The organism is Rathayibacter sp. AY1E3 (assembly GCF_002932235.1).
Classification (GTDB): Bacteria; Actinomycetota; Actinomycetes; order Actinomycetales; family Microbacteriaceae; genus Rathayibacter.
In genome coordinates this window covers 196,431-221,362 of record NZ_PSVN01000001.1, presented here as the reverse complement: position 1 = coordinate 221,362, position 24,932 = coordinate 196,431, and the positions used below count along the sequence as shown (strand labels likewise).

Below are 24,932 nucleotides of genomic sequence, written 5' to 3'. Positions count from 1 at the left end.
TCCAGGCGGCAGGACGGAGTCATCCGGGCACGCCTGCTCGCGCGGATCCCGGCCCGTCCGGAGGAGTTCCTCCTGAGCTCTGAACCGAGCCGTCGAGCACCCGCTCGTAGAACCGCAGATGCGCGGCCGCGACGTCGTCCCAGGAGTGCGAGGCGGCCAGGGCCCGGCCGTCCGGCGAGGGCAGCGTCAGGGCCTCCTCCAGCGCGTCGGCGAAGGAGGCGGGGTCCCGCCCGTAGCGGACCGCGTCCCCGAACACCTCGTGGATCACCGGCAGCTCCCGCGCCACGACCGGCACCCCCGCGGCGAGCGCCTCCATCGCCGCCAGCCCGAACCCCTCCTTCACCGAGACGAAGCCCAGCGCGGAGGCGCCGGCGACGAGCGGAGCGAGCCTCTCCTCCGGAACGGTGCCGAGGATCACCGGAGCGATCCCGAGCTCGGCCGCCCTCCGGTCGAAGGCGGCCCGGTACTCGCGGTAGTCGAACAGGGTCTCGCCGCCGCCGAACACCAGCGCGACGTCGTGGCCGCGCTCGCGCAGCAGAGCCCACGCCTCGAGCAGCTCGATGCTGCCCTTCCGCGGCTCGATGCCGCCGAGGGCGAGGAGGTACGGGCCGAGCTCGGCCCGCCACCGCCCGGTCAGCGGATCGTCGACGGCGGCCGCGAACCGCGCCGCGTCGACACCGTTCGGGATCACGTCGGGCAGCAGCCCCCAGCCGGCGCGCACCTCCTCGGCGACCGCAGCGGACACGCACAGCCGGGTCAGGGGGAGCCGGACGGCGCGGTCGTGGCAGGCGCGCAGCTCCGGGGTGGTGAAGTCGTCCAGGTGGTGGATCGTGCGGATCGGCGCGAGTCCGGCGGCGAGCGCCGCGTTGGCCGAGATGCAGTCCTGCGCGTGGACGACCGGGGCGTCCTCGCCCCGCAGGGCCTCGGCCATCGCGGCGATGGACCGGACGATGCGGGCGCCGACCGGCTCGCCCTCGCGGTGCGGAAAGGGCACCACCCGCACGGTCACGCACGGATCGACGGGGCGGAAGAAGGAGTCGTCGCCGCCCCGGGCGAGCGTGCGCACCGTGACGTCGTGTCCGGCGCGCGCGAGCGCCTCGGCGAGGGCGAGGGTGTGCACCACCCCGCCGCGCGGCCTGGTGGAGTAGGTCAGCACGCAGATCCGCATCTCAGCTCCGGTAGGCGTGCTCCGCGCGGTCGCGGAGGTGGTGCATCGTGCGGCGGGCGCGGGCGACGGAGCCGGCGACGTCAGCGGAGGCGAGCGCGAGCCCGCCCTTCGCCCAGGTCTTCGCGATGATCTCTCCCGCCGGATCCACGACCTTCGCCTGCCCGAGGAACCGCAGGCCGCCGAGCACGCCGGTCTGGTTCGAGGAGACGAGGTAGACCTGGTTCTCGGCGGCGCGGGCGCAGTCGTAGAGATCGAACAGGTGGGCCTGGCGGTCGTTGCGGATCCGATCGGAACGGTCGGTCACGCTCGCGGGCCACGCGCTGAGGCAGGCCAGCACCTCCGCGCCGTCGAGGGCCAGCGAGCGCGAGGACTCCGGGAAGGTCTTGTCGAAGTCGATCAGCATCCCCATCCTCCCGATCGGCGAGTCGAAGGCGGCGAAGCCGCGACCCGGCAGGTACGCCTCGGACTCGCCCAGCGGCAGGTGGACCTTGCGGTGCGTGCCGATCACGCGCCCGCCGTGCACGCAGACCGCGGTGTCGTAGCGGACCTCGCGACCGCCCTCGAGCGCGCGCTCCGCGATCCCGAAGCACACGGTGAGATCGCCCGCCAGCTCGGCCACGCGGGCGACCTCCGGCCCATCGAGCTCGAGGCTCGGCGGCAGGTCCGGCCCGGGGTGCTGGAGGTCGAGCAGGTAGCCGCCGAGGGTCGCGTCCGGGAGCACGAGCAGGTCGACCGAGCGCTCGCGGGCGTGAGCGATGATGCCGGCGAGCTTGGCGAGGGTGCGGTCGATGTCGCGACCGAAGTGCGCTGCAACCGCACCCATCACCGTCTCCGTCATGCGAGGAGGCTATCCGGCGAGATCCGGCTCGCGCTCCCGAGCGAAGCGCCCCGCCTCGCGCACTCGCCGGACCTCCTCCGCCAGGTGCCCCGCATCGCGGGCGATCGCCTCGAAGCGGCCGGACCCCCAGGTGTGCAGCCACGGCAGCCCGAGGAACGACAGGCCCGGCACGCTCGTCACTCCGCGCCGGTGGGTGGGATGGCCGGCGCCGTCGAACACGCCGATCTCGACCCAGCGATAGTCGGAGCGGAACCCGACCGCCCAGACGACGCTGCCGATGCGCGCGAGGTCGAGCCCGGTCGCCTCGGACTCCGGCCGCCAGACCGGACGGCAGCGGTCCTCCTCGGGAGCGTCGATGCCGTGCGCCGCGATGTAGCGGTCGATGTCGTCCTTGATCGACTCCGCGACCGAGTCCGCGTAGTCGAGCGACGCCTCCGCCGTGGGGGCGAAGCGCAGCCGGGACCCCTCCACCCCGGCCAGTCGGCCGTAGAGGTGCATCCCGTCGCGGGCGAAGGCGCGCAGGTCGATGTCCCGCCCGCCCCCGCGCCCCGTCACGTAGTGGTTGGTCGACTCCCGCTTGGTGAGCCCGCCGACCTGCGCGTGGACGGGCACGTCGTACACGCCCATGTCCTGGAGCCAGGCGACGCAGTCGCGGCCCCGGTAGAAGCGCGCCACCCGCGGCGCGCTGCCGAGGGCGAGGTGGACCTCGCGCCCGGCGAGGAAGAGGTCCTCGGCGATCTGCGCGCCCGACTGCCCGGAGCCGACGACGAGCACGCCGCCGGGCGGGAGCGCCTCCGGCGAGCGGTAGTCGGCGGAGTGGAGCTGCAGCACGTCCGACGGCAGCCGCGCGGCGACGGCGGGGAGGACCGGGCGGTGGTAGCCGCCGGTCGCCACGACGACCTGGTCGGCCGTGATCGCGCCCGCGCTCGTGATCAGCTCGAAACCTCCCCCGACGCGCTCGCGGAGCCGGCTCACCTCCACGCCCTCGACCACGGGGGCGTCGAAGCTCTGCGCGTAGCGGCGCACCCACGCGTGCACCTCGTCGCGCGTCATGAATCCGTCCGGGTCCGGCCCGTCGTAGGGGTACCCGGGGAGGCGGCACTGCCAGTTCGGCGTGACGAGGGTGAAGGCGTCCCAGCGGCGGTCGATCCAGTCGTGGCCGATGGTCGCGCGCTCGAGCACGACGTGCTCGATGCCGTCGTCGACCAGGTGCCGGCTGATCGAGAGCCCGGCCTGCCCGCCTCCGACCACCGCGACCTCGACGTGGCGCCCGGGCTCGATAGCGGCGCTCACGGCCGCACCCGCTGCCCGGCCGGAGCGGGCGGCTCCATCGCGAGCACCCTGACCGTGCCGCCCTCGAAGCGCTGCGCCGTGCGGAGGATGTCGGACTCCTGCTGCATCGCGGAGGTGCAGGCGAACCCGAACCGCTCCCGCACCCGGTCCGACGCGATGCGCAGCGCCTCACTCGAACGGGCGACGAAGTCCTCGAGCGAGTAGGCGGTCCCGGTCCCGAGGAACTCGTGCACGACCAGGCTCGGCGAGTAGCAGCGCTCCTCCGAGCCGTCCGGCCAGCGGACGTGGAAGGTCATCTCAGGCATGGACGAGTCCTCCGTTCCAGACCCGGTCGATGTCGTAGGCGTCGGGCCGCCGGTCGCGCAGGTGGAACATCCCGCCGCGCATCGCCTCGAAGGCGCCGCGCACGTCGATGTCGGCGACGGCCATGCCTGCTCCGAGCAGCGTCGTCGCGAGCACGTTGCCGCCGGGATCGACGACCTTCGCGTTCCCGACGTAGCGGAGCGAGCCGAAGGTCCCCGACTGGTTCGAGGCGAGCCAGAACACCTGATTGTCGAGGGCGCGGGCGATGTCGAACTGATTGAACCGGTACGTCCAGCGGTCCTCCTGCAGGTTCTCGGCCGTCGCCGTCCGAGCGGCCGGCCACGCCGAGAGCGAGGCGATGATCTCGGCGCCGTCCAGCGCCATCGACCGCGCCGCCTCGGGGAACGCCTTGTCGTAGCAGATCTGCAGGCCCACCCGGCCGACCGGCGTCTCGAAGGTGCCGTAGCCCGGGCCCGGCGAGTACGAGAGGTGCTCGCCCAGCGGCTGGTGCACCTTCCGGTAGCTGCCGTAGACCTGCCCGCCGTCCAGGAGCGCGGCCGCGTTGTAGCGGGTCTCGCCGTCGTCGTCGAGCTCGCAGAAGCCGATCGCCACCACCAGGTCGCCGACGATCTCCTGCACCCGCCGCAGCTCCGGCCCGTCCAGGCGCACCGCCGGCGGGAGGGAGCGGCGGGTGGTGGCGACCGTGTCGCCGTGGTTGCCGAGCGAGGAGAGGTAGCCGCCGATCGCGGCCTCGGGGAGCACCAGGAAGCGCACTCCCCTCTCGCGGGCCTCCTCGGCCAGGGAGGCGATGAGCGCGTAGTTCTGATCCAGGTCGCGGGTGAAGTTCGCCGCGACCGATCCGACGAGGGTCATCGCGATCGCCTACAGGTTGTAGGTGGAGTTGATGATCGCGCCCTTGCGGGCGTAGTGGATGAGCGCGTCCTGCACGTCGAGCGGGTGGCAGGGGATGCAGCCCTCGATCAGGTCCTCCTCGCGGAGGCCGTGGAGCGCCATGCCGAACCGGCAGACGAAGACGCGGTTCCCCTCCTGGATGAAGGTCTCGATGGCGTTGTTGAGGTTCTGCTCGCCGGGGAATCCGGAGTCGCCGACCGTCGGGAAGCCGCGGGTGGCCATCGCGTTGATGGTGCCGGGCCCGTAGAAGTAGAGCGCGGACTCGTAGCCCTTCCGCGCCGCGCGGGTGGCCTGGAGCACTGCGACGAAGCTGACCGAGGACTCGTGGGCGATGCCGTGCACGAGGGTCAGGTACGACTCCCCGGGCTCGGCCTGGTAGTCGGGGAAGACCTTGGTGGAGCCGTAGAGGTTGCTGCCCTTCGGGAGCGCCGGGTGGGCGATCTCGGAGCGCGACATCTCGATGTTGGCGCTGACCTGGTCTTCGATCTCCTGGGAGACGGACATGGTTCCTCCTGGTGTCGGTCCGCCGAAGCGGCGTGCGAGTGCATGGCTCCGGCGGGATGCGCTGAGACGACGCGGGACGACGTCCGCCGGGGTGGAGCAGTGGTGCGGAGTGGAACGCGTCCAGTCAACGGCCGGGATGTTTCGGAGTGGTTTCCACCGGAAGAAGCTCCCGTGACGGCGGATCCGTAACGAGACCGCGTTCCTCCCGTCACGAGGGCGAAACACGAGGCGCCTTGACTGGGGGTGAGACGACCGCACCGACATCCCGGCCGCCGCTGTGCGCGGCCCGTCCGGCCCGCTCCGCGGTGCCACGAAGGAGTCCTCGTGACCGATCTCCGCAGTCCCTCCCCCGCGTCCTCGCCGCCGGCAACCGGTGCGGCGCACCCGGCCGCCGGCCCGCACCCGGTCGGCGGGGCGCACTCCCCGGGCGGGGCGCACTCGACCGGGATCCGCCGCACCGGCCCCTCCGCCCTCCGCACCCGCGTCGACATCGCCCTGCAGGGCATCCGCGTCGAGGCACCGGTGCACCGCGAGGCCGGCGCCGGCCCGAGCGACGACGGGCACGTGATGCTCGGCGGCCTGGGCGCCGCGATCCCGGTGAACCCCGACAGCCCCTACGTGGTGAGCGGGAACCGCCTCCTGCTCGAGGGCGCCGACATCGGCCTGGACGTGACTCCCGTCCGCCGCCCGCGCTTCTACGATCTCGACACCGCCGACGGCGTCTCCTACGAGAAGATCGCCCGGCTGCACGGCCGTGACATCCTCGCGACCACCGTCGTCCAGACCTGCATGCGCTACGACGAGGCGGAGCGCTGCCGCTTCTGCGCGATCGAGGCCTCGCTCGAAGCCGGTGCGACCATCGCGGTCAAGACCCCGGCCCAGCTCGCCGAGGTCGCGGAGGCGGCGGTCCGCCTCGACGGCGTGCGCCAGATGGTGATGACCACCGGCACCTCCAAGGGCCGCGACCGCGGAGCGGCCCACCTCGCGCGCTGCGTCCGCGCGGTGCTCGCGGCGGTCCCCGGGCTGCCGATCCAGGTCCAGTGCGAGCCCCCCTCCGACGTCTCGGCGCTGCAGGCGCTGAAGGACGCGGGCGCCGTCTCGATCGGCATCCACGTGGAGTCGATGGACGACGCGGTGCGGCAGCGCTGGACCCCGGGCAAGGCGCGGGTCAGCCTGGACGAGTACCGCTGGGCGTGGCGCGAGGCGGTGCGGATCTTCGGCCGCAACCAGGTCTCGACCTACCTCCTGGTGGGCCTCGGCGAGGACCCGGACGAGCTGGTCACGAGCGCCCGCGAGCTGATCGGGATGGGGGTCTACCCCTTCGTGGTGCCCTTCCGTCCGCTGCGCGGGACCCTGGCGACCGAGGTCGACCACGTGCTCCCGCCGGCCGGGTCACTGCTGGAGCGGGTCAGCGCCGAGGTCGCCGCGCTCCTGATCGAGGCCGGGATGCTGAGCAGCGGCCAGAGTGCGGGCTGCGCGGCGTGCGGGGCCTGCGGCGTCCTGAAGACGGCCGGCGCCTGATGGTGGAGCTCTCGATCCTCGAGGGTGTTCGGGTCGCGCCTGCGTTCACGGTGGTGCGGGCGGAGGAGCGCGAGCTCGCCGCGCACCGGGCCCTGCGGCGCGAGGTCTTCGTCGCCGAGCAGGGGCTGTTCGCGGGCGACGACCACGACGACGCCGACGACGATCCGCGCTCGGTGGTGCTCGTCGCGGTGGCTCCGGACGGCGCGGTGCTCGGCGGGGTCCGGATCGCGCCTGTCGGCGGCGGACGCGATCTGGGCTGGTGGACCGGCAGCCGCCTGGTGGTGGCGCGCGAGGCGCGGGGCGGCTCCGGGATCGGTGCCGCCCTCGTGCGCGCGGCCTGCGCGGAGGCGGAGGCGCGCGGGGTGCTCCGCTTCGAGGCCTCGGTGCAGCTGCGCAACGAGGTGCTGTTCCGGCGGCTCGGCTGGCGGAGGATCGGCACGAGCACCGTCGCCGGAGTCGAGCACGCCCGGATGCGCTGGCCGGTCGACCGGCTCGACCGGGCGGCCACCGCGGCCAAGGCGGCCCTCGGCGCCCTTCTGGCTCCGCTGGCGGCCGAGGGGGGCCTCGGTGGGGCCGGCTTCGTCGGCGACGACGGAGCACCGGTCCCGGGCAGCGACCTGATCGCCGTCTGCGACGCGATCGTCCCGTCCATGGTGGAGCGCCACCCGGAGTGGGCGGGGTGGTGCTCGGTGCTGGTCAACGTCAACGACCTCACCGCGATGGGCGCGACCGGCATCGGGCTGATGGACGCGATCGGCGCTCGCGACGCGGCCGCCGCCGCGCGCATCGTGAGCGGGCTGCGGGCCGCCTCCGCCGCCTGGGGCGTCCCCGTGCTCGGCGGGCACACCCAGCTCGGAGTGCCGGCGGCCCTGAGCGTCACCGGTCTCGGCCGTACCGCGGCGCCGGTGCCGGGCGCCGCCGCTCCGGGCGACGAGCTCTCGCTGACGGCCGACCTCGGCGGCGGCTGGCGGCCCGGCTTCGCGGGCGCCCAGTGGGACTCGACGTCGTCCCGGCGCGCGGAGGAGCTCCGGGCGATGGCCGCCTCCGTCGGACTCGCGCGGCCGAGGGCGGCGAAGGACGTGAGCATGGCCGGGCTGGTGGGGACGGTCGGCATGCTCGCCGAGGCCAGCGGAGGAGGAGCGGTGATCGACCTCGCGGCGGTCCCCGTCCCCGAGGCGGCCGGCACCGCCGACTGGCTCGGCTGCTTCCCCGGCTTCGCGATGATCACCGCCGACCGGCGGGGGGAGTCGAGGATGGGCACACCCTGGACCGCGACGGCCGCGGTGGGGAGCGTCGTCACGGAGCCGGGCGTGCGGCTGCGCTGGCCGGACGGCGAGGAGACGACGGCGATCGCCGGTGCGGTGACGGGGCTCGGCGCAGCGGGCTGACGGGCCGGGCCGGAGGCGCATCGTCCTCGGCGCGGCCGTGAGACGCAACCCCGCGCAGATCCTCGCCGAGCGGCGGAGACTGGCGGCGGCCCGTTGCTCGACGGGCGCTCATCGACGGAAGGAACGACCCCATGGTGGATCTCGGAGGACTCGCGGACAAGGCGAAGAACGCCGTGAACAGCGACAAGGGCGAGGAGCTGACCGACAAGGGACTCGACAAGGCGGGCGACGCCGCCGACTCCGCGACCGGCGGGAAGTTCGCCGGCCAGGTCGACAAGGCCCAGGAGGCCGGCGACCAGCACGTCGGCAACGACTGACCGCCGGGCGGCCCTTCCGCGCTGTCGTGGAGGGCCGCCCGTCCATCAGTCCCGGTCGCCGAGCCCGCGCAGCAGCGCCCGCACCACGGCGACGGAGCGATCGGCCGCGTCGTCGACGTGCGCCTCGAACTCGCCGGGGGCGCAGAGGTCCGAGATCCCGCGGACCGAGACGAACGGCAGCCCGTGCACGTGCGCCGTCTGCGCGAGCGCGACCGACTCCATGTCGGTGGCGAGCGCGCCGGGGAAGTCGCTCCGCACGCGGTCCACGTGGGCGCTGGAGACGAAGACGTCGCTCGAGACGATCAGGCCGCGGCGCACCTCCGGCCCCTCGGGCAGCTCGAGCTCCGCGGCGAGCGCCGCGTCGTCCCCGGAGTAGCGGGCGGGCATCCCCGGGACCTGCCCGAGCGCGTAGCCGAACGCCCGCGCATCGGCGTCGGTCTGCACGTACTCGGCGCCGATCACGACCTCGCCCACGCGGACGTCGGCGCCCAGGCCGCCGGCGGTCCCCGCGCTCACCACGAGCGGCCGCTCGCCGGCCTCCCGCAGGATCGCTGCGGTGAGACCGCCGGCCGCGTTGACGAGGCCGATGCCGGTGCGGACGAGCAGCACCGCGCGGGAGTCGAGCTCGAGCTCCCACTGCAGCGCGTTGCCGACGGCGCGCGGCTCGGAGGCGCTGGACGCGGCGGCGAGGAACGGCGCGGCCTCCTCGTCCATCGCGACCAGGACGATCGCCGTGCTCACGCGGTGACCGTCTCCCACTCCGAGCGGTGCGCGAGGAACGTGCGCGCCGCCTCCTGCGCCCCCTCGAGGGAGTGGTTGGCGCCCCAGCCGCACTGCGTCTCGTTGGCGGCCGGGACCTCGTCGGCCTCGGTGATGTCCTGGAGCGTCGCCTCGACCAGGCCGAGCACCTCGGAGAGCTCGGGCTCGCCCGAGAGGAGCAGGTAGAAGCCGGTCTGGCAGCCCATCGGCGAGAAGTCGATCACGCGGTCGGAGTGGTTGCGGGACTTCTCGGCGAATAGGTGCTCGAGCGAGTGCACGGTGGGCATCTCGAGGTGCCCGCGGTTGGGCTGGGTGAAGCGCACGTCGTACTTGACGAGGTGGTCGCCTCCGGGCAGCGTCTTCGCGTCGGCGAGGCGCACGTACGGCGCTGCGACGGTGCGGTGGTCGAGGTTGAACGACTCGACGTTCATGCGCGGCTGATCCACGGTGGTCTCCTTCGCTGGGGGTCCCTCCATTGTCCTCCGCTCTGCGGAGCAGAGGCGGACCCCGGCGGATCCCGCTGCTTCTCCTCCGGGGCTGCGCCCGGATGCGAAGAGCTCATCGCCGGCCACGACGAGGTACGCCGTGTCGAGCGCGATGATCACCAGGACCGCCCTGAACAGGCGCGCGGAGACCGTGCGGTCGTCCAGCGGGACCCCGCCGCCCAGACCCGCACGGAGGCGTGGAGCACCCCGGACAGCACCAGCGCGACGAGCGCCGTCACGCCGAGCACACTGTCCGGAACGACCACCGCCACCACCTCCTCCGTCGACGGGTCGAGCATGCCGTCGCGCCCGACGCGGCGGGGACCCGGGCCCCTGAGCGGTGGAGAACGGGCCGCTCCGATCCCTGGGGAGGAGCCTCGGCCGCTCCTCAGAACAGGTCCGAGAAGCCCATCGCGACGAGGTTCGCGTGCGAAGTCCGCAGGCAGTCGAGCGCGCTCCGCCCGTAGCGCTCGTCCTGCTCGACGAGGAGATGGTCGACGCCGAGCGCGAGGCTCGTCCCGATGATCCCCGGGAAGTCGAGGTTTCCCTCCCCCACCTCGGCGAACTGCACGTTCGAGGTGAAGGCGTGCACGGACCACCCGCCGGACACATCGGCGGGCGGCCCGACCCGGTAGTCCTTCAGGTGCACCAGGGCGACGCGCTCCCCGTACCGGCGCAGCGTCGTCACGGGATCGAGCCCGCCCCGCTGCACCCAGTGCACGTCGAGCTCGAGCCCCAGCAGCGGAGCCCGGTCGGCGACGACGTCGAGCAGGAGGCGGCCGCCGTGCCGCGCGAACTCGTGGTGGTGGTTGTGGAGCAGCAGCCGCAGCCCGTCGTCGCGGAGCCTCGCCGCGGCGGCCTGGCAGCGGTCGGCGAAGTCGAGCAGAGCGGCCGGCGAGGCCGCCGCGGAGGCGGGCAGCATGCCGATCCGGACCGTGCGCGTGCCGAGCGCGCGGGCGTCGGCGACGATCCCGGCGAGCCCGCCCTCGAGCGCGGCGCCCGGGGAGTCCCCCGGTGCCAGGCCCGCCGAGATCGCCGCGATCTCGACGCCGAGCTCGTCCCGCGCCCGCTGCAGCTCGGCCACGGTGGCCGCCGTCAGCGGGATCTGCGAGATCTCCACCGACCGGTAGCCGATCGCTCGGACCTCCCGGAGCGTCGCGAAGGCGCCCGCCGAGGCGAACGCGTCCTTCAGCATCATCGCCTGCACGCCGATCCTGGTCACGGCAGTCCTCCCGGTCGCGGTGGGGGCCGGCGTCTCCGCGGCCCGGAACGCCCCCGACGGTAGAGGCGCGCCTCCGATCTTGTCAATCGGTTGCCAATACGCGTATGGTCGTGGCACGGCGGCGCTCCTGCCCGCCGGTTCCCGACGACGAGAACGAGGCACCACCGTGACCACCGCACCCGCGACGACCGCACCCGCGACGACCGCATCCGAGAACCCCGCGCCCTGGACCCTCTCCGGCTTCGGCGACGAGATCGACCCCGACCCGGTCGTCCAGGTCGCCGTCCTCCGAGCGCTCGGCGCGCACAGCATCGAGGTGCGCAGCGCCTGGGGCCGGAACGTCGTCGACCTCGACGACGAGCGCCTCGCCCGCCTGGCCGCCGTGCTCGAGCGCGGCGGCCAGTCCGTCTCGGCCGTCGCCTCGCCCATCGGCAAGGTCGCCGTCGCCCTCGACCCCGAGCTCGAGGTGGCGCGCCTCGACCGCGTCATCCGCGCCGCGCACGCCCTCGGCACGCCGAGCATCCGCGTCTTCTCGTTCTACCGGGGCGAGGGAGTGCCGGTCGAGAGCATCCGCGACGACGTCCTGCTGCGCATGCGCAGACTCGCCGATCGAGCCGAGCGCGAGGGCGTGGTGCTGCTGCACGAGAACGAGAAGGACATCTACGGCGACGTCCCCGAGCGGATCCTCGACCTGGTCGAGTCCGTCGGCTCGCCCGCCCTGCGCCTCGCCTGGGACAACGCGAACTTCGTGCAGTGCGGGGTGCGGCCCTTCGACGACGGCTGGACGGCGCTGCGGCCCTACGTCGACTACCTGCAGGTGAAGGACGCGGTGGCCGCGACCGGCACCGTGGTGCCCGCCGGCGAGGGCGACGGCCAGCTGCGCGAGACGCTCACCGCCCTGCGCGACGACGGCTGGACGGGCGTCGCCTCGCTGGAGCCGCACCTCGCGATCACGGACGCCCTCGGCGGATTCTCCGGCCCCGAGTCGTTCGGAGTGGCCGCTCGGGCCTTCCGGGGGCTCGCCTCCTCGCTCGGGATCGACCTGCGATGAGCGTCCGCGCGGCGGTGATCGGCTGCGGCGACATCTCCTCCGTCCACCTCGCGGCGATCGGCACCGCACCCGGCGCGGAGCTGGTGGCGGTCTGCGACACCGACCCGGGCCGGCTCGCCGCGGCCACCGAGAGGCACGCGGTGCCGGGCTTCCCCGAGGCGGTCCGGATGCTCGACTCCGTCCGCCCCGACGTCGTGCACGTCTGCACTCCGCACAGCACGCACGCCGCGCTGGCGGTCGCGGCCCTGGACCGCGGCGTCGCGGTGCTCCTCGAGAAGCCGCTCGCCTCCTCCGTCGCCGAGGGCGAGCAGGTGATCGCCGCGGCCGAGCGGGGCGGGGCGCGCATCGGCGTCTGCTTCCAGAACCGCTACAACCCGCCCGTGCAGCGCCTCCGCGAGCTGCTGGTGTCCGGCTCCCTGGGCGCCGTGACGGGTGCGGCCGCGACCGTGCTCTGGCACCGCACTCCCGGCTACTACCTCGACCGCCCCTGGCGCGGGATGCGGGCCGAGGGCGGCGGCGGGATGCTGATGAACCAGGCGATCCACACCGTCGACCTCCTGCAGTGGCTCCTCGGCGAGGTGGTCGCGGTGAGCGGCTCCGCCTCCACGCGCCTGCTTCCGATCGAGGTCGAGGACACCGCCGACCTGGTGCTCACCCACGCCTCCGGCGCGCGCAGCGTCCTCTACGCGACCGTGGCGAACGCGTGGGACGAGCCGGTCGAGCTCCGCCTGCGCACCGAGCGCGCCACCGTCTCGCTGCGCGGTGCCCTCACCGTGCGGCGCGACGACGGATCCGTCGAGGTCGTCCCGGACACGGAGCGCCGATCCGGCGGGCGCTCGTACTGGGGCGCCTCGCACGAGCTGCTCGTGCACGACTTCTACGCCCGCCTCGGCGAGGACGAGCCCTTCTGGATCTCGCCCCGCGAGGCGGCGAGGTCGCTCGCGATCGTCCAGGCCGCCTACGCCCCGAGCGCGCCCGCGCGGATCCCCCACTCCACCCCGAACGAAGGACTCCTCCCATGACCACCGTCCGCCTCGGCATCATCGGATTCGGCGCCCAGGGCTCCTCCTACGCCCGCTTCCTCGCCGACGGCAGGGTGCGCGACCTCGTCGTCACCGCCGTCGCCGACGTCGACCCCGCCCGGGAGGCGGCGGCCGCCGCGCTCGCGCCCGGAGCGTCCTTCCACGCCGACCACCGCTCCCTCCTCGCGAGCGGGGAGGTCGACGCCGTCGTCGTCTGCACTCCGCACTACCTCCACCCCGGGATCGGCATCGACGCTCTCGAGCACGGGCTGCACGTGCTGGTCGACAAGCCGGCGGGCGTCTACGCCGCGCAGGTGGCGGAGCTGAACGAGGCCGCCGCCGCCCGTCCCGGGCAGCGCTTCGCGATCATGTTCAACCAGCGGGCTAACCCGCTCTACCGCCGGCTCAAGGAGGTCGTCGACGAGGGCGGGATCGGCCGGATCCTGCGCTCGAACTGGATCATCACGACCTGGTGGCGGCCGCAGGCCTACTTCGACCAGAGCGCGTGGCGCGCGACCTGGGGAGGCGAGGGCGGAGGCGTCCTGGTCAACCAGGCGCCCCACCAGCTCGACCTGTGGCAGTGGCTGTGCGGAGTGCCGGAGTCGGTGGTCGCGAAGGCCGGCTACGGGCGGTGCCGCGACATCGCGGTGGAGGACGAGGTGACGGTGCTCGCCGACTTCGGCGGGGGCACGACCGGTGTGCTGGTCACCACGACGCACGACCCGATCGGCACCGACCGCCTCGAGATCATCGGCGACCGCGGCCGGATCGTCGTCGACGACTCCCGGGTCGCGACGATCACCCGGCTGAACGCCCCCGAGCGCGAGGTCAGCGCCGCCCTCAGCGCCGAGGACGTGGGCCTCCTGCTCGGCGGTCGCTACGACACCGCGGGCCTCTCCACGACGGAGCGGATCGAGTCGGCGTCGGTCTGGGGCGAGCAGCACACGGCCGTCCTGCAGGACTTCGCGGACAGCATCCTGCACGGCACGCCGCTGCTCGCACCCGGGGCGGAGGGGATCCTCGGGGTCCGGCTCGCCAACGCCATCCACTACTCGAGCTGGACGGGACGCGAGGTACCGCTCGACCTCGACGAGGGCGTGTTCCTGGCGGCGCTCAACGAGCGCATCCGCGAGGAGGGGGCGTTCCCGGAGCGGAGCTGACGGGGCAGAGCCGCGCTGGACAGGTCCGGAGCGGTGGGCGGCCGGCCGGTGACGGCGGCCTCCCGGAGCGCGGACTCCCCGATCCGGCCCGACCCGGACGCGAGCGACGGGCCGGGCGGGCTTCTCGGCCCTGTGGCAGCATGGGCGGCGGACGGCGCCCCGTCCGCCGCCGTGCCCCTCGAGAGAAGACCGCGATCGTGCCCAGCGAAGACGCGCCCACCGGCCCCTCCGCCGCGAGACGCCGCGGCCGCTCCGCGACGACGATCTACGACGTCGCCCGACTCGCCGGCGTCGCCCCCTCCACCGTCTCGCGCGGGCTGAGCACGCCCGGACGGCTGAACGCCGCGACCGAGCAGCGGATCCGCGCCGCCGCCAAGGAGCTGGGCTACCGGCTCAACCCGATGGCGCGCGCGCTGCCGACGGGCCGCACCTCGACCCTCGGGCTGCTGGTGGCCGACATCACCAACCCGGCCTTCTTCCCCGCCGTGCGCGGAGCGGAGCGGGCGGCGTCGCTCCGCGGCTTCACGATGATCCTCGCCGAGTCGCAGGAGTCCGGGGAGCGCGAGGCCGAGGCGGCCGACCGCATCGCCGCCTCCACCGACGGGCTCGTCCTCGTCAGCACCCGCCTCAGCGACGAGGAGATCATCGCGCTGGCCGGGCGCATCCCCGTCGTCGTCCTCAACCGCGTGGTCCCCGGCGTCGCGGGGATCGTGCCCGATCTCGCCCCCGGGATCGACGCCGCGCTCGACCACCTCGCGGCCCTCGGCCACCGCTCCCTCGCCTTCATCGCCGGTCCGCCCGACTCGTGGATGAGCGCCGCGCGATGGGAGCTCCTCCTCGACCGCGCTCCGCAGCGGGGCATGACGGTCGTCGAGATCGGGCCGGGCGTCTCGACCCTCGAGGGCGGGAGGAGCGCGCTCGCGAGGGTGACCGCCTCCGGCGTCGGCGCGGTGATCGCCTACAACGACCTGGTCGCCATCGGACTGATGCGCGCGGCTCAGGAGTCGGGCGTCGCGATCCCGGAGCAGCTCAGCATCATCGGCTTCGACGACATCTTCGGGAGCGACTTCACCTCGCCGCCACTGTCGACCATCAGCGCACCGCTGGGCCGGATGGGCGAGCGGGCGGTCCGCCGGGTGCTCGGCGATGAGGAGCCTCCGGAGCGGGCCGACGACCTGCCGACGGAGTTCGTCCCGCGCGCCTCGACGGGGCCCCGCCGCGACTCCTGACCCCGGTCCGCGCCCGGTGCGCCATCCGGTGCGACACCTCTGGCAATCGGTTGACACTTCTCGGCACCCATACTTGGATGGCCCCGTGCCGACGAAGCTGCTGAACGATCCCGACCGACTCCTGCCGATCGACCCGACGACCCGGGCGATCGCCCGCGATCTCCACGCGAGCGTCGCCGACCTGCCGATCCTCTCCCCGCACGGGCACGTGGATCCGCGCCTCCTGCTCGAGGACCGCCCCTTCGCCGACGCGTCCGAGCTCTTCCTCCGGCACGACCACTACGTCACCCGTCTGCTCCACTCCGCCGGGATCGACCTCGGCGATCTCGGCATCCCGGGAGGCGAGCGCCTCGCCGGCCCGGAGGAGGTGTGGCGCACGTTCTGCGCGCACTGGCGGATCTTCGCGGGAACCGCCTCGGGCTACTGGCTCCAGTCGATCCTCGCCGAGCAGTTCGGCATCACCGAGCAGCCCGACGCCTCCACCGCCGACGCCCTCTTCGCGGCGATCGGGGCCCGGCTGTCGTCCGCCGCCTTCCGCCCGCGGGCGCTCTTCGAGCGGTTCGGGATCGAGGTGCTGGCGACGACCGACGATCCGCTGGACGACCTGGCCGTTCACCGGGCTCTGGCGGAGGATCCGGCGTTCCCGGGCCGGGTGCTGCCGACCTTCCGCCCCGACGCCTACCTCGATCCCTCCACCCCCGGCTGGCCCGAGCGCGTCGCCGCCCTGGCCGCCGCCACCGGAACGAAGGAGTCGAGCTTCCCCGGATTCCTCGAGGCCCTCCGCGCCCGTCGCCGGTACTTCCTCGACCACGGCGCCGTCTCCGCCGACCACGGAGTGCTGGAGCCGCTGACCGTCGACCTCGACCCCGCCGAGGCGCAGTCCCTCTTCGCCCGCGCCCGCGCCGGCACGATCGACGCCGAGGGCAGCCGCGTCCTCGCCGCCCACCTGCTGCTGCAGTCCGCCCGCATGAGCGTCGACGACGGCCTGGTGATGACCGTCCACGCCGGCGTGCTGCGCAACCACGATCGGCCGACCTTCGAGCGCTTCGGTCCCGACACCGGCCACGACATCCCCGTCGCGACCCGGTTCGCCGAGCCCCTCCGCCCGCTGCTGCAGGAGCTCGGCAACGCACCGGGCTTCCACCTCGTCCTCTTCGGGATCGACGAGAGCACTCACTCGCGCGAGCTCGCTCCCCTCGCCGGCTACTACCCGTCGGTGTTCCTCGGAGCGCCGTGGTGGTTCCTCGACGCGCCCGACGCGGTGCTGCGCTTCCGCGCCGCCGTGACGGAGACCGCCGGCTTCTCGCGGAGCTCCGGCTTCATCGACGACACCCGCGCGTTCCTCTCCATCCCGGCCCGTCACGACATGGCGCGGAGGCTGGACGCCGCGTTCCTCGCGCGCCTGGTCGCCGAGGGGCGCATCGACTCCGAGACGGCGAGCGCCGTCATCCTGGACCTCGTCGACGCCCAGCCGCGGAAGGTCTTCAAGCTGTGAGCGGGCACGGCGGAGGAGGCGGTCTCGATCGCGCGTCCGCGGGCCTGCCGGCGGCTCCCGTCCGCATCGTCCACCTCGGCCTCGGCGCCTTCCACCGAGCGCACCAGGCCTGGTACACGCACGCCGTCGACGACGACCACGAATGGGGCATCGCCGCATTCACCGGCCGGAGCCCCCGCGCGGCCGAGGAGCTCGCCGCGCAGGACGGCCTGTTCACGCTGATCGAGCGCGGACCGGAGGGCGACTCGGCGACGGTCGTGGGCAGCATCGTCGAGGCGGTCGACGGCGCGGACGTCGCGCGTCTCGTCGAGCTCGTCGCGGCTCCGGCGACGGCGATCGTCACGCTGACGATCACGGAGGCCGGGTACCGTCTCGCCGCGGACGGCGGCCTCGACCTGGACGACCCCGCCGTCCGGAGCGACCTCGCCGCCCTCCGATCGGGAGGAGCGCCGACGACCGCGCTCGGCCGCCTCCTCCTCGGCCTCACCGCCCGGCGCGACGCCGGCTCCGGCCCGCTCGCCGTCGTCCCCTGCGACAACCTCTCCGGCAACGGCCCTCTCGTGCGCCGTGGGCTGCTCCTGCTCGCCGAGCGGCTCGACCCGTCGCTCGCCGACTGGATCGACCGAACCGTCTCGTTCGTGTCGACCTCCGTCGACCGGATCACTCCGGCCGCCACGGCGGCGGACCGGGAGGCGGCGGCCGAGCTCACCGGCATCAGCGACGCCGCGTCCGTCGTGACCGAGCCGTTCCGCGACTGGGTCCTCTGCGGCGGCTTCCCCGCCGGCCGGCCCGCCTGGGAGCGCGCCGGAGCCCGCTTCGTGGACGACATCGAGCCCTTCGAGCGGCGCAAGCTGCGACTCCTCAACGGCGCGCACACGCTCCTCGCCGCCACCGGCCGCCGGCGCGGCCTCGCCACCGTCGCGGAGGCGATCGCCGACCCCGCCTGCCGGAGCGCCGTCGAGGCGTTCTGGGCGGAGGCGGCGGCCGGCCTCCCCGCCGGTCTCGACGCGGACGCCTACTGCGCCGCCCTCCTCGAGCGCTTCGGCAACCCCCGGATCGAGCACCGGCTCGAGCAGATCGGCGCCGACGCGACCGCCAAGCTCCGCATCCGGATCGTGCCCGTGCTCCTCGCCGAGCGCGCGGGCGGACACGGCGGAGCCGCCTCCCTCCGTGCCGTCGCCGACTGGATCGCACTGCTGCTCCAGGGCGACCGCCTGCCCGACGCGCAGCGCCCCGCCCTCGACCGCGCCCTCGGCTCCGCCCGGCCCGTCGAGGCGCTGCTGCGGCTCGTCGACCCGCGCCTCGCCGACGACCCGGCCCTCGTCGCCGCGGTCGCCGCTCAGGCGGCCTAGACCTCCACCCCGCCTCTCCGCGCGGCGCCTTCCGGCGTCGTCGGCAACCGATTGCCACCCTCGCACCGTCTCGATGCGGCGCGGATCCCGACGGGTCCGCGCCCGGGTAAAGGAGCCCGCATGATCCCCCGCACCACCGCGCCCGGAGCGCCCGCCGCTGAGAAGCTCTCGAAGCTGAGCATCGTGGGCTACGGCGCCGGCGACACGGCGAACAACCTCGCCTTCACCACCGCCACGATGTTCCTGCTCGTCTACTACACCGACGTCGCCGGGATCTCCGCGGCCGCGGCGGGCACGCTGCTGCTCGTCGTGCGGATCTTCGACGCGTTCGCCGACGTCTTCGCCGGCCGGGTCGTGGACCGCACCTACAGCAGGCGCTTCGGCAAGTTCCGGCCCTTCCTGATGTTCGGGTCGGTCCCGCTCCTGCTGCTCTCGGCCGCGACCTTCTCCGTCCCGCAGATCGGCGAGAGCGGAACCCTGCTCTACGCCTACCTGAGCTACGCCGCGCTCGGCCTCGCCTACAGCCTCGTCAACATCCCCTACGGCTCGCTCGCCGGAGCGATGACGCAGGTCGGCACCGAGCGCGCGAAGCTCGCCAGCGCCCGCGCCATCGGCGGCGCGATCGTGGGGGCCGGGCTCGGCACCTTCATGGCCCCGCTGGTCGTGCCCGGCGCCGATCTGCAGTCGCTCTTCTCGATCGTCACGCTGAGCTTCGTCGTCGTCGGCTCCGCGCTCTACCTCTTCACGATCCTGACCGCGAAGGAGCGCGTCCAGCGCGACGTCGCGCACGTCACGTTCCGTCAGAGCATGACGACCCTCCGCTCCAACCGGCCGCTGCTCTTCCTCTGCCTCAGCTCGTTCCTGTTCCTCACCGGGACGCTCGCGCTCCAGACCGTGCAGCTCTACTACCTGCGCGACGTGCTCGGATCGGTCCAGCTCTACGCCGCGATGTCGCTGATCCAGCTCGCCCTGACCTTCGGCCTGGCCGCCCTCGTCCCGACGATCGTGCGGCGGTTCGGCAAGCGCAACGCCTACATGGCCGGAGTCGCGGTCCTGATCAGCGGCGGGACGGTGGTCTTCCTCGCCCCGGGCGACGCGGTGGCGGTCGGCTTCGGCGGACTGGTCCTCGCCTACGTCGGCATCCAGCTCGTCAACATGCTCGTCTGGGCCATCGAGGCCGACACCGTCGAGTACGGCGAGTGGAAGACCGGCATCCGCTCCGAGGGCACGATCTACGCTCTGTTCTCCTTCACCCGCAAGACCGGCCAGGCGGTCGGAGGCGCCCTCGCCGCGTACGCGCTGGCCTGGGGCGGCTACGTGGCCGGCGCCGCGGAGCAGAGCGAGCACGCCGAGTGGGGCATCCGCGCCGCCGCCGGCCTCATCCCGGCCGTCGCGGCCCTGCTCGCGGTGCTGATCATGGCGTTCTACCCGCTGACCGACCGCCGGCACGCGCAGATCGTCGCCGAGATCGCCGAGCGCCGCGAGAGCACGGGACAGGCCGCGCCCGTGGCGCCCGGCCTCTCGACCGCCGCGTTCTCGATGGACCGCGCTCCCGGCCGGAACCCCTGACCCGATCCCCTACCACGAAAGGCATCCCATGAAGATCGACAAGGCCGAGGTCGTCGTCACCAGTCCCGACCGCAACTTCGTCACCCTCAAGCTCACGACCGACGACGGGCTGACCGGCCTCGGCGACGCGACCCTCAACGGCCGCGAGCTCGCCGTGGTCTCCTATCTCGCCGACCACGTCGTGCCGCTGCTCCTCGGCCGCGACGCCTCGCGCATCGAGGACACCTGGCAGTTCCTCTACCGGTCGTCCTACTGGCGCCGCGGGCCGGTCACGATGGCGGCGATCGCGGCGGTCGACACCGCCCTCTGGGACATCAAGGGCAAGGCCGCGGGCATGCCGCTCTACCAGCTGCTCGGAGGCGCGTCCCGCACCGGCCTGCTCGCCTACGGCCACGCGTCCGGGCGGACGGACGCGGAGCTGTTCGACAGCATCCGCGAGCACCAGGAGCAGGGGTACCGCGCGATCCGCGTGCAGACCGCGGTGCCGGGACTGACCTCGATCTACGGCATCGCCTCCAACGCCGTCCTCGAGGGCAACGCCGGCGTGCGCTACGACCACGAGCCGGCGCAGCGCGGCGGCCTGCCGACCGAGGAGGACTGGGACACCCGCGCCTACCTGCGCCACGTCCCCCGCGTCTTCGAGGCCGTCCGCAACGAGTTCGGACCGGGGCTCCCCCTCCTCCACGACGGCCACCACCGGATGACGCCGATCCAGGCCGCGGCCCTCGGCAAGTCCCTCGAGCCGTACGACCTCTTCTGGCTCGAGGACTGCACGCCCGCCGAGAACCAGGAGGCCCTCCGCCTCGTCCGGCAGCACACCACCACGCCCCTGGCGATCGGCGAGGTCTTCAACACCGTCTGGGACTACCAGCTCCTCATCCGCGAGCAGCTGATCGACTACATCCGCAGCGCGGTCACGCACACCGGAGGCGTCTCCCACCTCCGGAGGATCCTCGACCACGCCGCGCAGTACCAGATCAAGTCCGGGATGCACGGACCCACCGACGTCTCCCCGGTGGGCATGGCGGCCGCGATGCACCTGGGCCTGGCGATCCACAACTTCGGGATCCAGGAGTACATGAAGCACGGCGAGCGGACCGACAGCGTCTTCCAGCAGTCGTTCACCTGGAGCGAGGGACGGCTGCACCCGGGCGACGCCCCCGGTCTGGGCGTGGAGCTCGACGTCGACGCCGCCGGGAAGTACCCCTACGTGCGCGCGTACCTGCCCTTCAACCGCCTAGCCGACGGCACCGTCCACGACTGGTGACCTGCCCCCCTCCGCCGAGGCGATCCCGGACCGTCGCGGGAGCCACGACCAGCGGGCCCCCTCGACGGTCCGGGGTTCCCCCGCTGAGCAGAGGCCGGTCAGGGCACGAAGCGGTAGCCCATGCCGGCCTCGGTCAGCAGGTGCCGCGGATGCGCGGGGTCGGGCTCGAGCTTCTTGCGCAGCTGGGCGAGGTAGAGGCGCAGGTAGCCGGTGTCGGTGACGTGCGCGGGGCCCCAGATCTCGGCCAGCAGCGAGCGACGGGTGACCAGCTTGCCGGCGTTGCGGATGAGGATCTCGAGCACCTGCCACTCCGTCGGAGTCAGCCGCACGGAGACGCCGTCCCGCGTCGCGCTCTTGGCCACCAGGTCCACGGTGACCTCGCCGATCACGACCAGCGGCTCGCCGTCGGCCGGCTGCACCCGCCGTGAGAGGGCTCGGATGCGCGCGAGCACCTCGTCCATCGAGAACGGCTTGGTGACGTAGTCGTCCGCGCCGGCGTCGAGCGCGCCCACCTTGTCGGCCGCGCCCGTCCGTCCCGACACCACCAGGATCGGCGCGCTCGTCCAGCCGCGCAGTCCGTGGATGACCTCGACCCCGTCGAGCCGTGGCATGCCGAGGTCGATCATGTAGAGGTCCGGATGCTCGTCCACCGCGCGGTTGATCGCCTCGGTGCCGTCGCCGGCCGTCACCACGTCGTATCCGCGGGCGGTGAGCGTGATGCGCAGGGCGCGCAGGATCTGCGGGTCGTCGTCGGCGATCAGGATCTTCATGCGGCTCCTCCGGAGTCCTCGTGCGGAGCGGTGCCCGACCCGCCGTCGTGCGGGGCGGCCGGAGCGACGTGAACCGCAGGAGCAGCGGCAGCAGTCTCCGGCGCCAGCGGCAGCGTCACCACCATCGTCAGCCCGCCCCCCGGAGTGTCCTCCGTCTCGAGCGTGCCGCCCATCCCCTCCGTGAACCCCTTCGAGAGCGCGAGGCCGAGGCCCAGGCCCGTCAGGTTGTCGTCGTCGCCGAGTCGCTGGAACGGCACGAAGATCTCGGCGCGGCGCTCCTCGGGCACCCCGGGGCCGTGGTCGACGATCCGCAGCTGCGCGCTCCCGCCGAAGGCGCTGGCGGCCACGCGCACCCGGGTGCCGGACGGCGCGTAGCGGACGGCGTTCGCGAGCAGGTTGACCACGACGCGCTGCAGCAGCACGGCGTCGGCGAGCAGCGCCGGGCCCTCCGGATCGAGGTCGAGGTCGACCTCGCCGGGACCGAGCCCGAGCTCGTCGAGCGCGGGGAGCACCACGTCGGCGGCGTCGAGCGGGGCGAGCGCCACGGCGAGCGCCCCCGCCTCCAGCCGCGTCACGTCGAGCAGGTCGGTGACCAGCGCGGCCAGCACGGTGAGGCTCTCGTCGGCGGTGGCGAGCAGCTCCTCCCGGTCGCGCTCGCTCCAGACCACCTCGGGCGAGCGCAGTCCGCTGACGGCCGCGGTGGCCGCGGCGAGGGGCCGGCGCAGGTCGTGGCTGACGGCCGACAGCAGGGCGCTGCGCACCCGGTCGGTCTCGGCCAGCGGAGCGAGGGAGCTGGCCGTCTCGCTGAGAGCCGCGTTCTCGAGCACCGAGTCCAGCTGGGCGGCGACGACCTGGAGCAGCCGCCGCTCGCTCCCCTCCAGCTCGCGGCCGTGCAGCTCGAGCACCGCGCCCTCGCCCACCGCGATGCGCGCGGGATCGCCCTCCGGCTGCGGCTCGCCGTCGGCCGCGACGAGCTCGCCGCCGCGCAGCAGCCGCACGCCGGTCAGCCCGAACGCCTCGCGCGAGCGCTCGAGGATCGCCTGCAGCGCCCCCTGCCCGCGGATCACGCCGCCCGCGATCGTCGCCAGCAGCTCCGACTCCGCCCCCGACCGCTTGGCGGCCCGCGCCCGCCGGGCCGCGCGGTCGACCACGGCGCTGACGAGCGCCGCGTTGAGCACGTAGAGCACCAGCGCCAGCGCGTGCAGAGGCTCGTCGACGGTGATCGTGTAGAGCGGATCGACGAAGAAGAAGTCGAGGGTCAGCCCCGAGAGCACGGCCGCGAAGAGGGCCGGCCAGAGCCCGCCGACCAGCGCGACCACCACCACCAGCAGCTGGTACGAGAGCACGTCGCTCGTGATCGACTCGTCGCTGCGGAGGCTCGAGAGCAGCCAGGTCACCAGCGGGCCGCCCACGAGGGCGAGGGCCAGTCCCAGGAGGCGGCGCCGCAGCGTCAGGGCCCCGTCGAGCCTCGGCAGCACCGCGGTGCGCCCGGCGGCGGAGTGGCTGACGATGTGCACGTCGATGTTGCCGGACTCGCGGATCACCGTCGACGCGGTGCCGGGCGTCAGCGCCGAGGCGAGACGGCTCCGCCTGCTCACGCCGATCACCAGCTGCGTCGCGTTCACCGAGCGGGCGAACTCGACCAGCGTGCGCGGCACGTCCTCGCCGACCACCTGGTGGTAGCTGCCGCCGAGCTTCTCGACCAGCACCCGCTGCGCCTCGAGCACGTGCGGGCGCGGGGTGCGGAGGCCGTCGGGGGTCACCACGTGCACGGCGAGCAGGTCGCCCCCGGAGGCACGGGCCGCGATCCGCGCGCCGCGCCGCAGCAGGGTCTCCCCCTCCGGCCCGCCGGTGAGGGTCACGACCACGCGCTCGCGCGCCTCCCAGGTGCTGTCGATGCCGTGCTCGACGCGGTAGTCGCGGAGCGCGCTGTCGACCTCGTCGGCGAGCCAGAGCAGCGCGAGCTCGCGCAGGGCGGTCAGGTTGCCGAGCCGGAAGTAGTTGGACAGCGCGGCGTCGATGCGCTCGGGCGGGTAGACGCGGCCGTCGGCGAGGCGGTCGCGCAGCGCCTGGGGCGCCAGGTCGACGACCTCGATCTGATCGGCGGCGCGGAGGACCGCGTCCGGGATCGTCTCGCGCTGCGGTGCTCCGGTGATCGCGTGCACCACGTCGTTGAGCGACTCGATGTGCTGGATGTTCACGGTCGAGAAGACGGTGATGCCGGCGTCGAGGAGCGTCCTGACGTCCTCCCAGCGCTTCTCGTGCCGGGAGCCGGGGGCGTTGGTGTGCGCGAGCTCGTCGACCAGCGCGACGTCGGGCCGGCGGGCGAGCACCGCGTCGAGGTCCATCTCGTCGAGCAGCACGCCGCGGTGCTCGACGGCCCTCCTCGGCACGACCTCCAGCCCCTCGACCATCGCGGCGGTGGCGGAGCGGCCGTGCGTCTCGACCACGGCCACCACGACGTCGCGGCCCTCGGCGGCGAGCCGGCGGCCCTCCTCGAGCATCGTGTAGGTCTTGCCCACTCCGGGCGCGGCTCCGAGGAGCACGCGCAGGCGGCCCTTCGTCATGCTCCCGGCCTCCCCTCGTGCTCGCGGCGCCTGGGCGCCCCGGGCTCGCGGGACCGGCGTCGATCCGCTCGATCGGACGGTCCCGACGAGCCGATCGCGATTCTACGAGCCGGAGGCGCCACCGGAGCAGTCACAGCCGCGCGAGAGCGGCGTTGAGCTCGAGCACGTCCACCGTCGGCTCGCCGAGGTACCCGAGCTCGCGGCCCGCGGTGTGCTCCTCGACCAGCGCGCGCACGGCGCTCACGTCGAGCCCGCGGGCGGCGGCGACGCGGGGCGCCTGCAGCTGCGCGTAGGCGGGGCTGATCGCGGGGTCGAGCCCCGAGGCGGAGGCGGTCAGCGCATCGGCCGGCACCGCGGCCGGGTCGACGCCCTCGAAGGCCGCGATCGCGGCCCGGCGCTCCTCGACGGACGCGACCAGGTCGGCGTTCTCGGGGCCGAGGTTGCTGCCGGTGGAGGCCGCGGCGTCGTAGCCCGCGGCGGAGGGACGCGACTGGAACCACTCCGGCAGGGGCGCTCCGTCGGCGTCCGTGAACGACTGGCCGATCAGCGACGAGCCGATCACCGCGCCGTCCTGGTGCAGCAGCGAGCCGTTCGCCTGGGCGGGCAGGGCGAGCTGCCCGATCCCGAGCACCGCGAGCGGGTACGCCGCTCCCAGCAGCACGGTGAGCACGATCATCGCGCGCAGCGCGACACCGTAGGGACGGAACATGGTCTCTTCTCTCTGTCTTCGGTGGTCGGGA

General features: G+C 73.9%; 23 protein-coding genes. 11 read left to right on the top strand and 12 right to left on the bottom strand.

From position 1 onward, the window contains the following. Positions 1-19: 19 nt before the first annotated feature. The 6 genes from C5C53_RS01110 to C5C53_RS01085 are packed head-to-tail and all read right to left on the bottom strand — an operon-like array spanning position 20 to position 5,018. Complete coding sequence (locus tag C5C53_RS01110; protein WP_258075340.1) at positions 20-1,156, bottom strand: MSMEG_0565 family glycosyltransferase; 1,137 nt, start codon at positions 1,154-1,156, stop codon at positions 20-22. 13 nt (positions 1,157-1,169) lie between these two features. Continuing rightward, a complete protein-coding gene (locus tag C5C53_RS01105) occupies positions 1,170-2,006 on the bottom strand; it encodes a carbon-nitrogen hydrolase family protein (protein ID WP_104222633.1) in 837 nt (278 codons plus the stop codon). Positions 2,007-2,015: 9 nt separating this feature from the next. After that, positions 2,016-3,299: an MSMEG_0569 family flavin-dependent oxidoreductase gene (locus C5C53_RS01100; RefSeq protein WP_219813950.1), complete on the bottom strand. Its 1,284-nt coding sequence runs from the start codon at positions 3,297-3,299 to the stop codon at positions 2,016-2,018. Next, positions 3,296-3,604 (bottom strand): MSMEG_0570 family nitrogen starvation response protein, encoded by a 309-nt coding sequence (locus tag C5C53_RS01095; protein ID WP_104222634.1) that lies wholly within the window; start codon positions 3,602-3,604, stop codon positions 3,296-3,298. The genes C5C53_RS01100 and C5C53_RS01095 overlap by 4 nt, the downstream gene beginning before the upstream one ends. Continuing rightward, positions 3,597-4,475, bottom strand: coding sequence for a carbon-nitrogen hydrolase family protein (locus C5C53_RS01090; protein WP_104222635.1), 879 nt, complete (start codon positions 4,473-4,475; stop codon positions 3,597-3,599). The genes C5C53_RS01095 and C5C53_RS01090 overlap by 8 nt, the downstream gene beginning before the upstream one ends. 9 nt (positions 4,476-4,484) lie before the next feature. Beyond that, positions 4,485-5,018, bottom strand: a complete 534-nt coding sequence (locus C5C53_RS01085) for an MSMEG_0572/Sll0783 family nitrogen starvation response protein (RefSeq protein ID WP_104222636.1) — start codon at positions 5,016-5,018, stop codon at positions 4,485-4,487. 324 nt (positions 5,019-5,342) lie between these two features. Here C5C53_RS01085 and C5C53_RS01080 point away from each other — a divergent pair, with 324 nt between their 5' ends. From C5C53_RS01080 to C5C53_RS01070, 3 genes are all read left to right on the top strand, one after another. Beyond that, complete coding sequence (locus C5C53_RS01080; protein WP_258059779.1) at positions 5,343-6,539, top strand: MSMEG_0568 family radical SAM protein; 1,197 nt, start codon at positions 5,343-5,345, stop codon at positions 6,537-6,539. Then, entirely contained in the window at positions 6,539-7,927 is a 1,389-nt protein-coding gene (locus tag C5C53_RS01075; protein WP_104222637.1) for an MSMEG_0567/sll0787 family protein, read from the top strand. Before C5C53_RS01080 ends, C5C53_RS01075 begins: the two co-directional genes overlap by 1 nt. Positions 7,928-8,058: 131 nt before the next feature. After that, positions 8,059-8,244, top strand: a complete 186-nt coding sequence (locus C5C53_RS01070; protein WP_104222638.1) for an antitoxin — start codon at positions 8,059-8,061, stop codon at positions 8,242-8,244. Positions 8,245-8,289: 45 nt separating this feature from the next. On the opposite strand, the gene mtnN is transcribed toward C5C53_RS01070, so the two are convergent. The 3 genes from mtnN to C5C53_RS01050 all read right to left on the bottom strand — a co-directional run bounded on the left by mtnN (position 8,290) and on the right by C5C53_RS01050 (position 10,710). After that, positions 8,290-8,985 (bottom strand): 5'-methylthioadenosine/S-adenosylhomocysteine nucleosidase, encoded by a 696-nt coding sequence (gene mtnN / locus C5C53_RS01065; RefSeq protein ID WP_258075339.1) that lies wholly within the window; start codon positions 8,983-8,985, stop codon positions 8,290-8,292. Next, the gene (locus C5C53_RS01060; RefSeq protein ID WP_308470742.1) at positions 8,982-9,479 is read right to left on the bottom strand and encodes an S-ribosylhomocysteine lyase; all 498 of its coding nucleotides are present in this window, start codon (positions 9,477-9,479) and stop codon (positions 8,982-8,984) included. The genes mtnN and C5C53_RS01060 overlap by 4 nt, the downstream gene beginning before the upstream one ends. 397 nt (positions 9,480-9,876) lie before the next feature. After that, positions 9,877-10,710 (bottom strand): sugar phosphate isomerase/epimerase, encoded by an 834-nt coding sequence (locus C5C53_RS01050; RefSeq protein ID WP_258075338.1) that lies wholly within the window; start codon positions 10,708-10,710, stop codon positions 9,877-9,879. 166 nt (positions 10,711-10,876) lie between these two features. On the opposite strand from C5C53_RS01050, the gene C5C53_RS01045 reads away from it, so the two are divergent. The 8 genes from C5C53_RS01045 (at position 10,877) to manD (ending at position 20,855) form a co-directional block, all read left to right on the top strand. Next, positions 10,877-11,761 carry a sugar phosphate isomerase/epimerase gene (locus C5C53_RS01045; RefSeq protein WP_104266580.1) on the top strand — a complete coding sequence of 295 codons (885 nt, stop codon included), beginning with the start codon at positions 10,877-10,879 and terminating at the stop codon, positions 11,759-11,761. Then, the gene (locus C5C53_RS01040) at positions 11,758-12,783 is read left to right on the top strand and encodes a Gfo/Idh/MocA family protein (protein WP_104257958.1); all 1,026 of its coding nucleotides are present in this window, start codon (positions 11,758-11,760) and stop codon (positions 12,781-12,783) included. Before C5C53_RS01045 ends, C5C53_RS01040 begins: the two co-directional genes overlap by 4 nt. Then, positions 12,780-13,943 (top strand): Gfo/Idh/MocA family protein, encoded by a 1,164-nt coding sequence (locus tag C5C53_RS01035; RefSeq protein ID WP_104266579.1) that lies wholly within the window; start codon positions 12,780-12,782, stop codon positions 13,941-13,943. Before C5C53_RS01040 ends, C5C53_RS01035 begins: the two co-directional genes overlap by 4 nt. Positions 13,944-14,140: 197 nt before the next feature. Then, the gene (locus C5C53_RS01030; RefSeq protein WP_159940282.1) at positions 14,141-15,172 is read left to right on the top strand and encodes a LacI family DNA-binding transcriptional regulator; all 1,032 of its coding nucleotides are present in this window, start codon (positions 14,141-14,143) and stop codon (positions 15,170-15,172) included. 85 nt (positions 15,173-15,257) lie between these two features. Further along, complete coding sequence (gene uxaC, locus C5C53_RS01025; protein ID WP_258075337.1) at positions 15,258-16,667, top strand: glucuronate isomerase; 1,410 nt, start codon at positions 15,258-15,260, stop codon at positions 16,665-16,667. After that, positions 16,664-18,019 carry a mannitol dehydrogenase family protein gene (locus tag C5C53_RS01020; protein ID WP_258075336.1) on the top strand — a complete coding sequence of 452 codons (1,356 nt, stop codon included), beginning with the start codon at positions 16,664-16,666 and terminating at the stop codon, positions 18,017-18,019. Before uxaC ends, C5C53_RS01020 begins: the two co-directional genes overlap by 4 nt. A gap of 120 nt (positions 18,020-18,139) precedes the next feature. Beyond that, on the top strand, positions 18,140-19,588 hold the full coding sequence (gene uidB / locus C5C53_RS01015) for a glucuronide transporter (protein WP_104233007.1): 1,449 nt from the start codon (positions 18,140-18,142) through the stop codon (positions 19,586-19,588). A gap of 28 nt (positions 19,589-19,616) precedes the next feature. Further along, positions 19,617-20,855 carry a D-mannonate dehydratase ManD gene (gene manD, locus C5C53_RS01010; protein ID WP_104222646.1) on the top strand — a complete coding sequence of 413 codons (1,239 nt, stop codon included), beginning with the start codon at positions 19,617-19,619 and terminating at the stop codon, positions 20,853-20,855. A gap of 98 nt (positions 20,856-20,953) precedes the next feature. Here the strand turns inward: manD and C5C53_RS01005 are convergent, their stop codons facing one another. From C5C53_RS01005 to kdpC, 3 genes are all read right to left on the bottom strand, one after another. After that, entirely contained in the window at positions 20,954-21,625 is a 672-nt protein-coding gene (locus C5C53_RS01005) for a response regulator (protein ID WP_104222647.1), read from the bottom strand. After that, a complete protein-coding gene (locus C5C53_RS01000) occupies positions 21,622-24,192 on the bottom strand; it encodes an ATP-binding protein (protein ID WP_104266577.1) in 2,571 nt (856 codons plus the stop codon). Before C5C53_RS01000 ends, C5C53_RS01005 begins: the two co-directional genes overlap by 4 nt. A gap of 130 nt (positions 24,193-24,322) precedes the next feature. After that, positions 24,323-24,901, bottom strand: a complete 579-nt coding sequence (gene kdpC, locus C5C53_RS00995) for a K(+)-transporting ATPase subunit C (RefSeq protein ID WP_104266576.1) — start codon at positions 24,899-24,901, stop codon at positions 24,323-24,325. Positions 24,902-24,932 lie beyond the last annotated feature (31 nt).

What these genes read in the sequence shown, in the direction of transcription:
- C5C53_RS01105 (WP_104222633.1), bottom strand. Translation starts at nt 2,006, where the DNA reads ATGACGGAGACGGTGATGGGTGCGGTTGCAGCGCACTTCGGTCGCGAC.
- C5C53_RS01095 (WP_104222634.1), bottom strand. Translation starts at nt 3,604, where the DNA reads ATGCCTGAGATGACCTTCCACGTCCGCTGGCCGGACGGCTCGGAGGAG.
- C5C53_RS01090 (WP_104222635.1), bottom strand. Translation starts at nt 4,475, where the DNA reads ATGACCCTCGTCGGATCGGTCGCGGCGAACTTCACCCGCGACCTGGAT.
- C5C53_RS01085 (WP_104222636.1), bottom strand. Translation starts at nt 5,018, where the DNA reads ATGTCCGTCTCCCAGGAGATCGAAGACCAGGTCAGCGCCAACATCGAG.
- C5C53_RS01075 (WP_104222637.1), top strand. Translation starts at nt 6,539, where the DNA reads ATGGTGGAGCTCTCGATCCTCGAGGGTGTTCGGGTCGCGCCTGCGTTC.
- C5C53_RS01070 (WP_104222638.1), top strand. Translation starts at nt 8,059, where the DNA reads ATGGTGGATCTCGGAGGACTCGCGGACAAGGCGAAGAACGCCGTGAAC.
- C5C53_RS01060 (WP_308470742.1), bottom strand. Translation starts at nt 9,479, where the DNA reads ATGGAGGGACCCCCAGCGAAGGAGACCACCGTGGATCAGCCGCGCATG.
- C5C53_RS01040 (WP_104257958.1), top strand. Translation starts at nt 11,758, where the DNA reads ATGAGCGTCCGCGCGGCGGTGATCGGCTGCGGCGACATCTCCTCCGTC.
- C5C53_RS01035 (WP_104266579.1), top strand. Translation starts at nt 12,780, where the DNA reads ATGACCACCGTCCGCCTCGGCATCATCGGATTCGGCGCCCAGGGCTCC.
- uidB (WP_104233007.1), top strand. Translation starts at nt 18,140, where the DNA reads ATGATCCCCCGCACCACCGCGCCCGGAGCGCCCGCCGCTGAGAAGCTC.
- manD (WP_104222646.1), top strand. Translation starts at nt 19,617, where the DNA reads ATGAAGATCGACAAGGCCGAGGTCGTCGTCACCAGTCCCGACCGCAAC.
- C5C53_RS01005 (WP_104222647.1), bottom strand. Translation starts at nt 21,625, where the DNA reads ATGAAGATCCTGATCGCCGACGACGACCCGCAGATCCTGCGCGCCCTG.
- C5C53_RS01000 (WP_104266577.1), bottom strand. Translation starts at nt 24,192, where the DNA reads ATGACGAAGGGCCGCCTGCGCGTGCTCCTCGGAGCCGCGCCCGGAGTG.
- kdpC (WP_104266576.1), bottom strand. Translation starts at nt 24,901, where the DNA reads ATGTTCCGTCCCTACGGTGTCGCGCTGCGCGCGATGATCGTGCTCACC.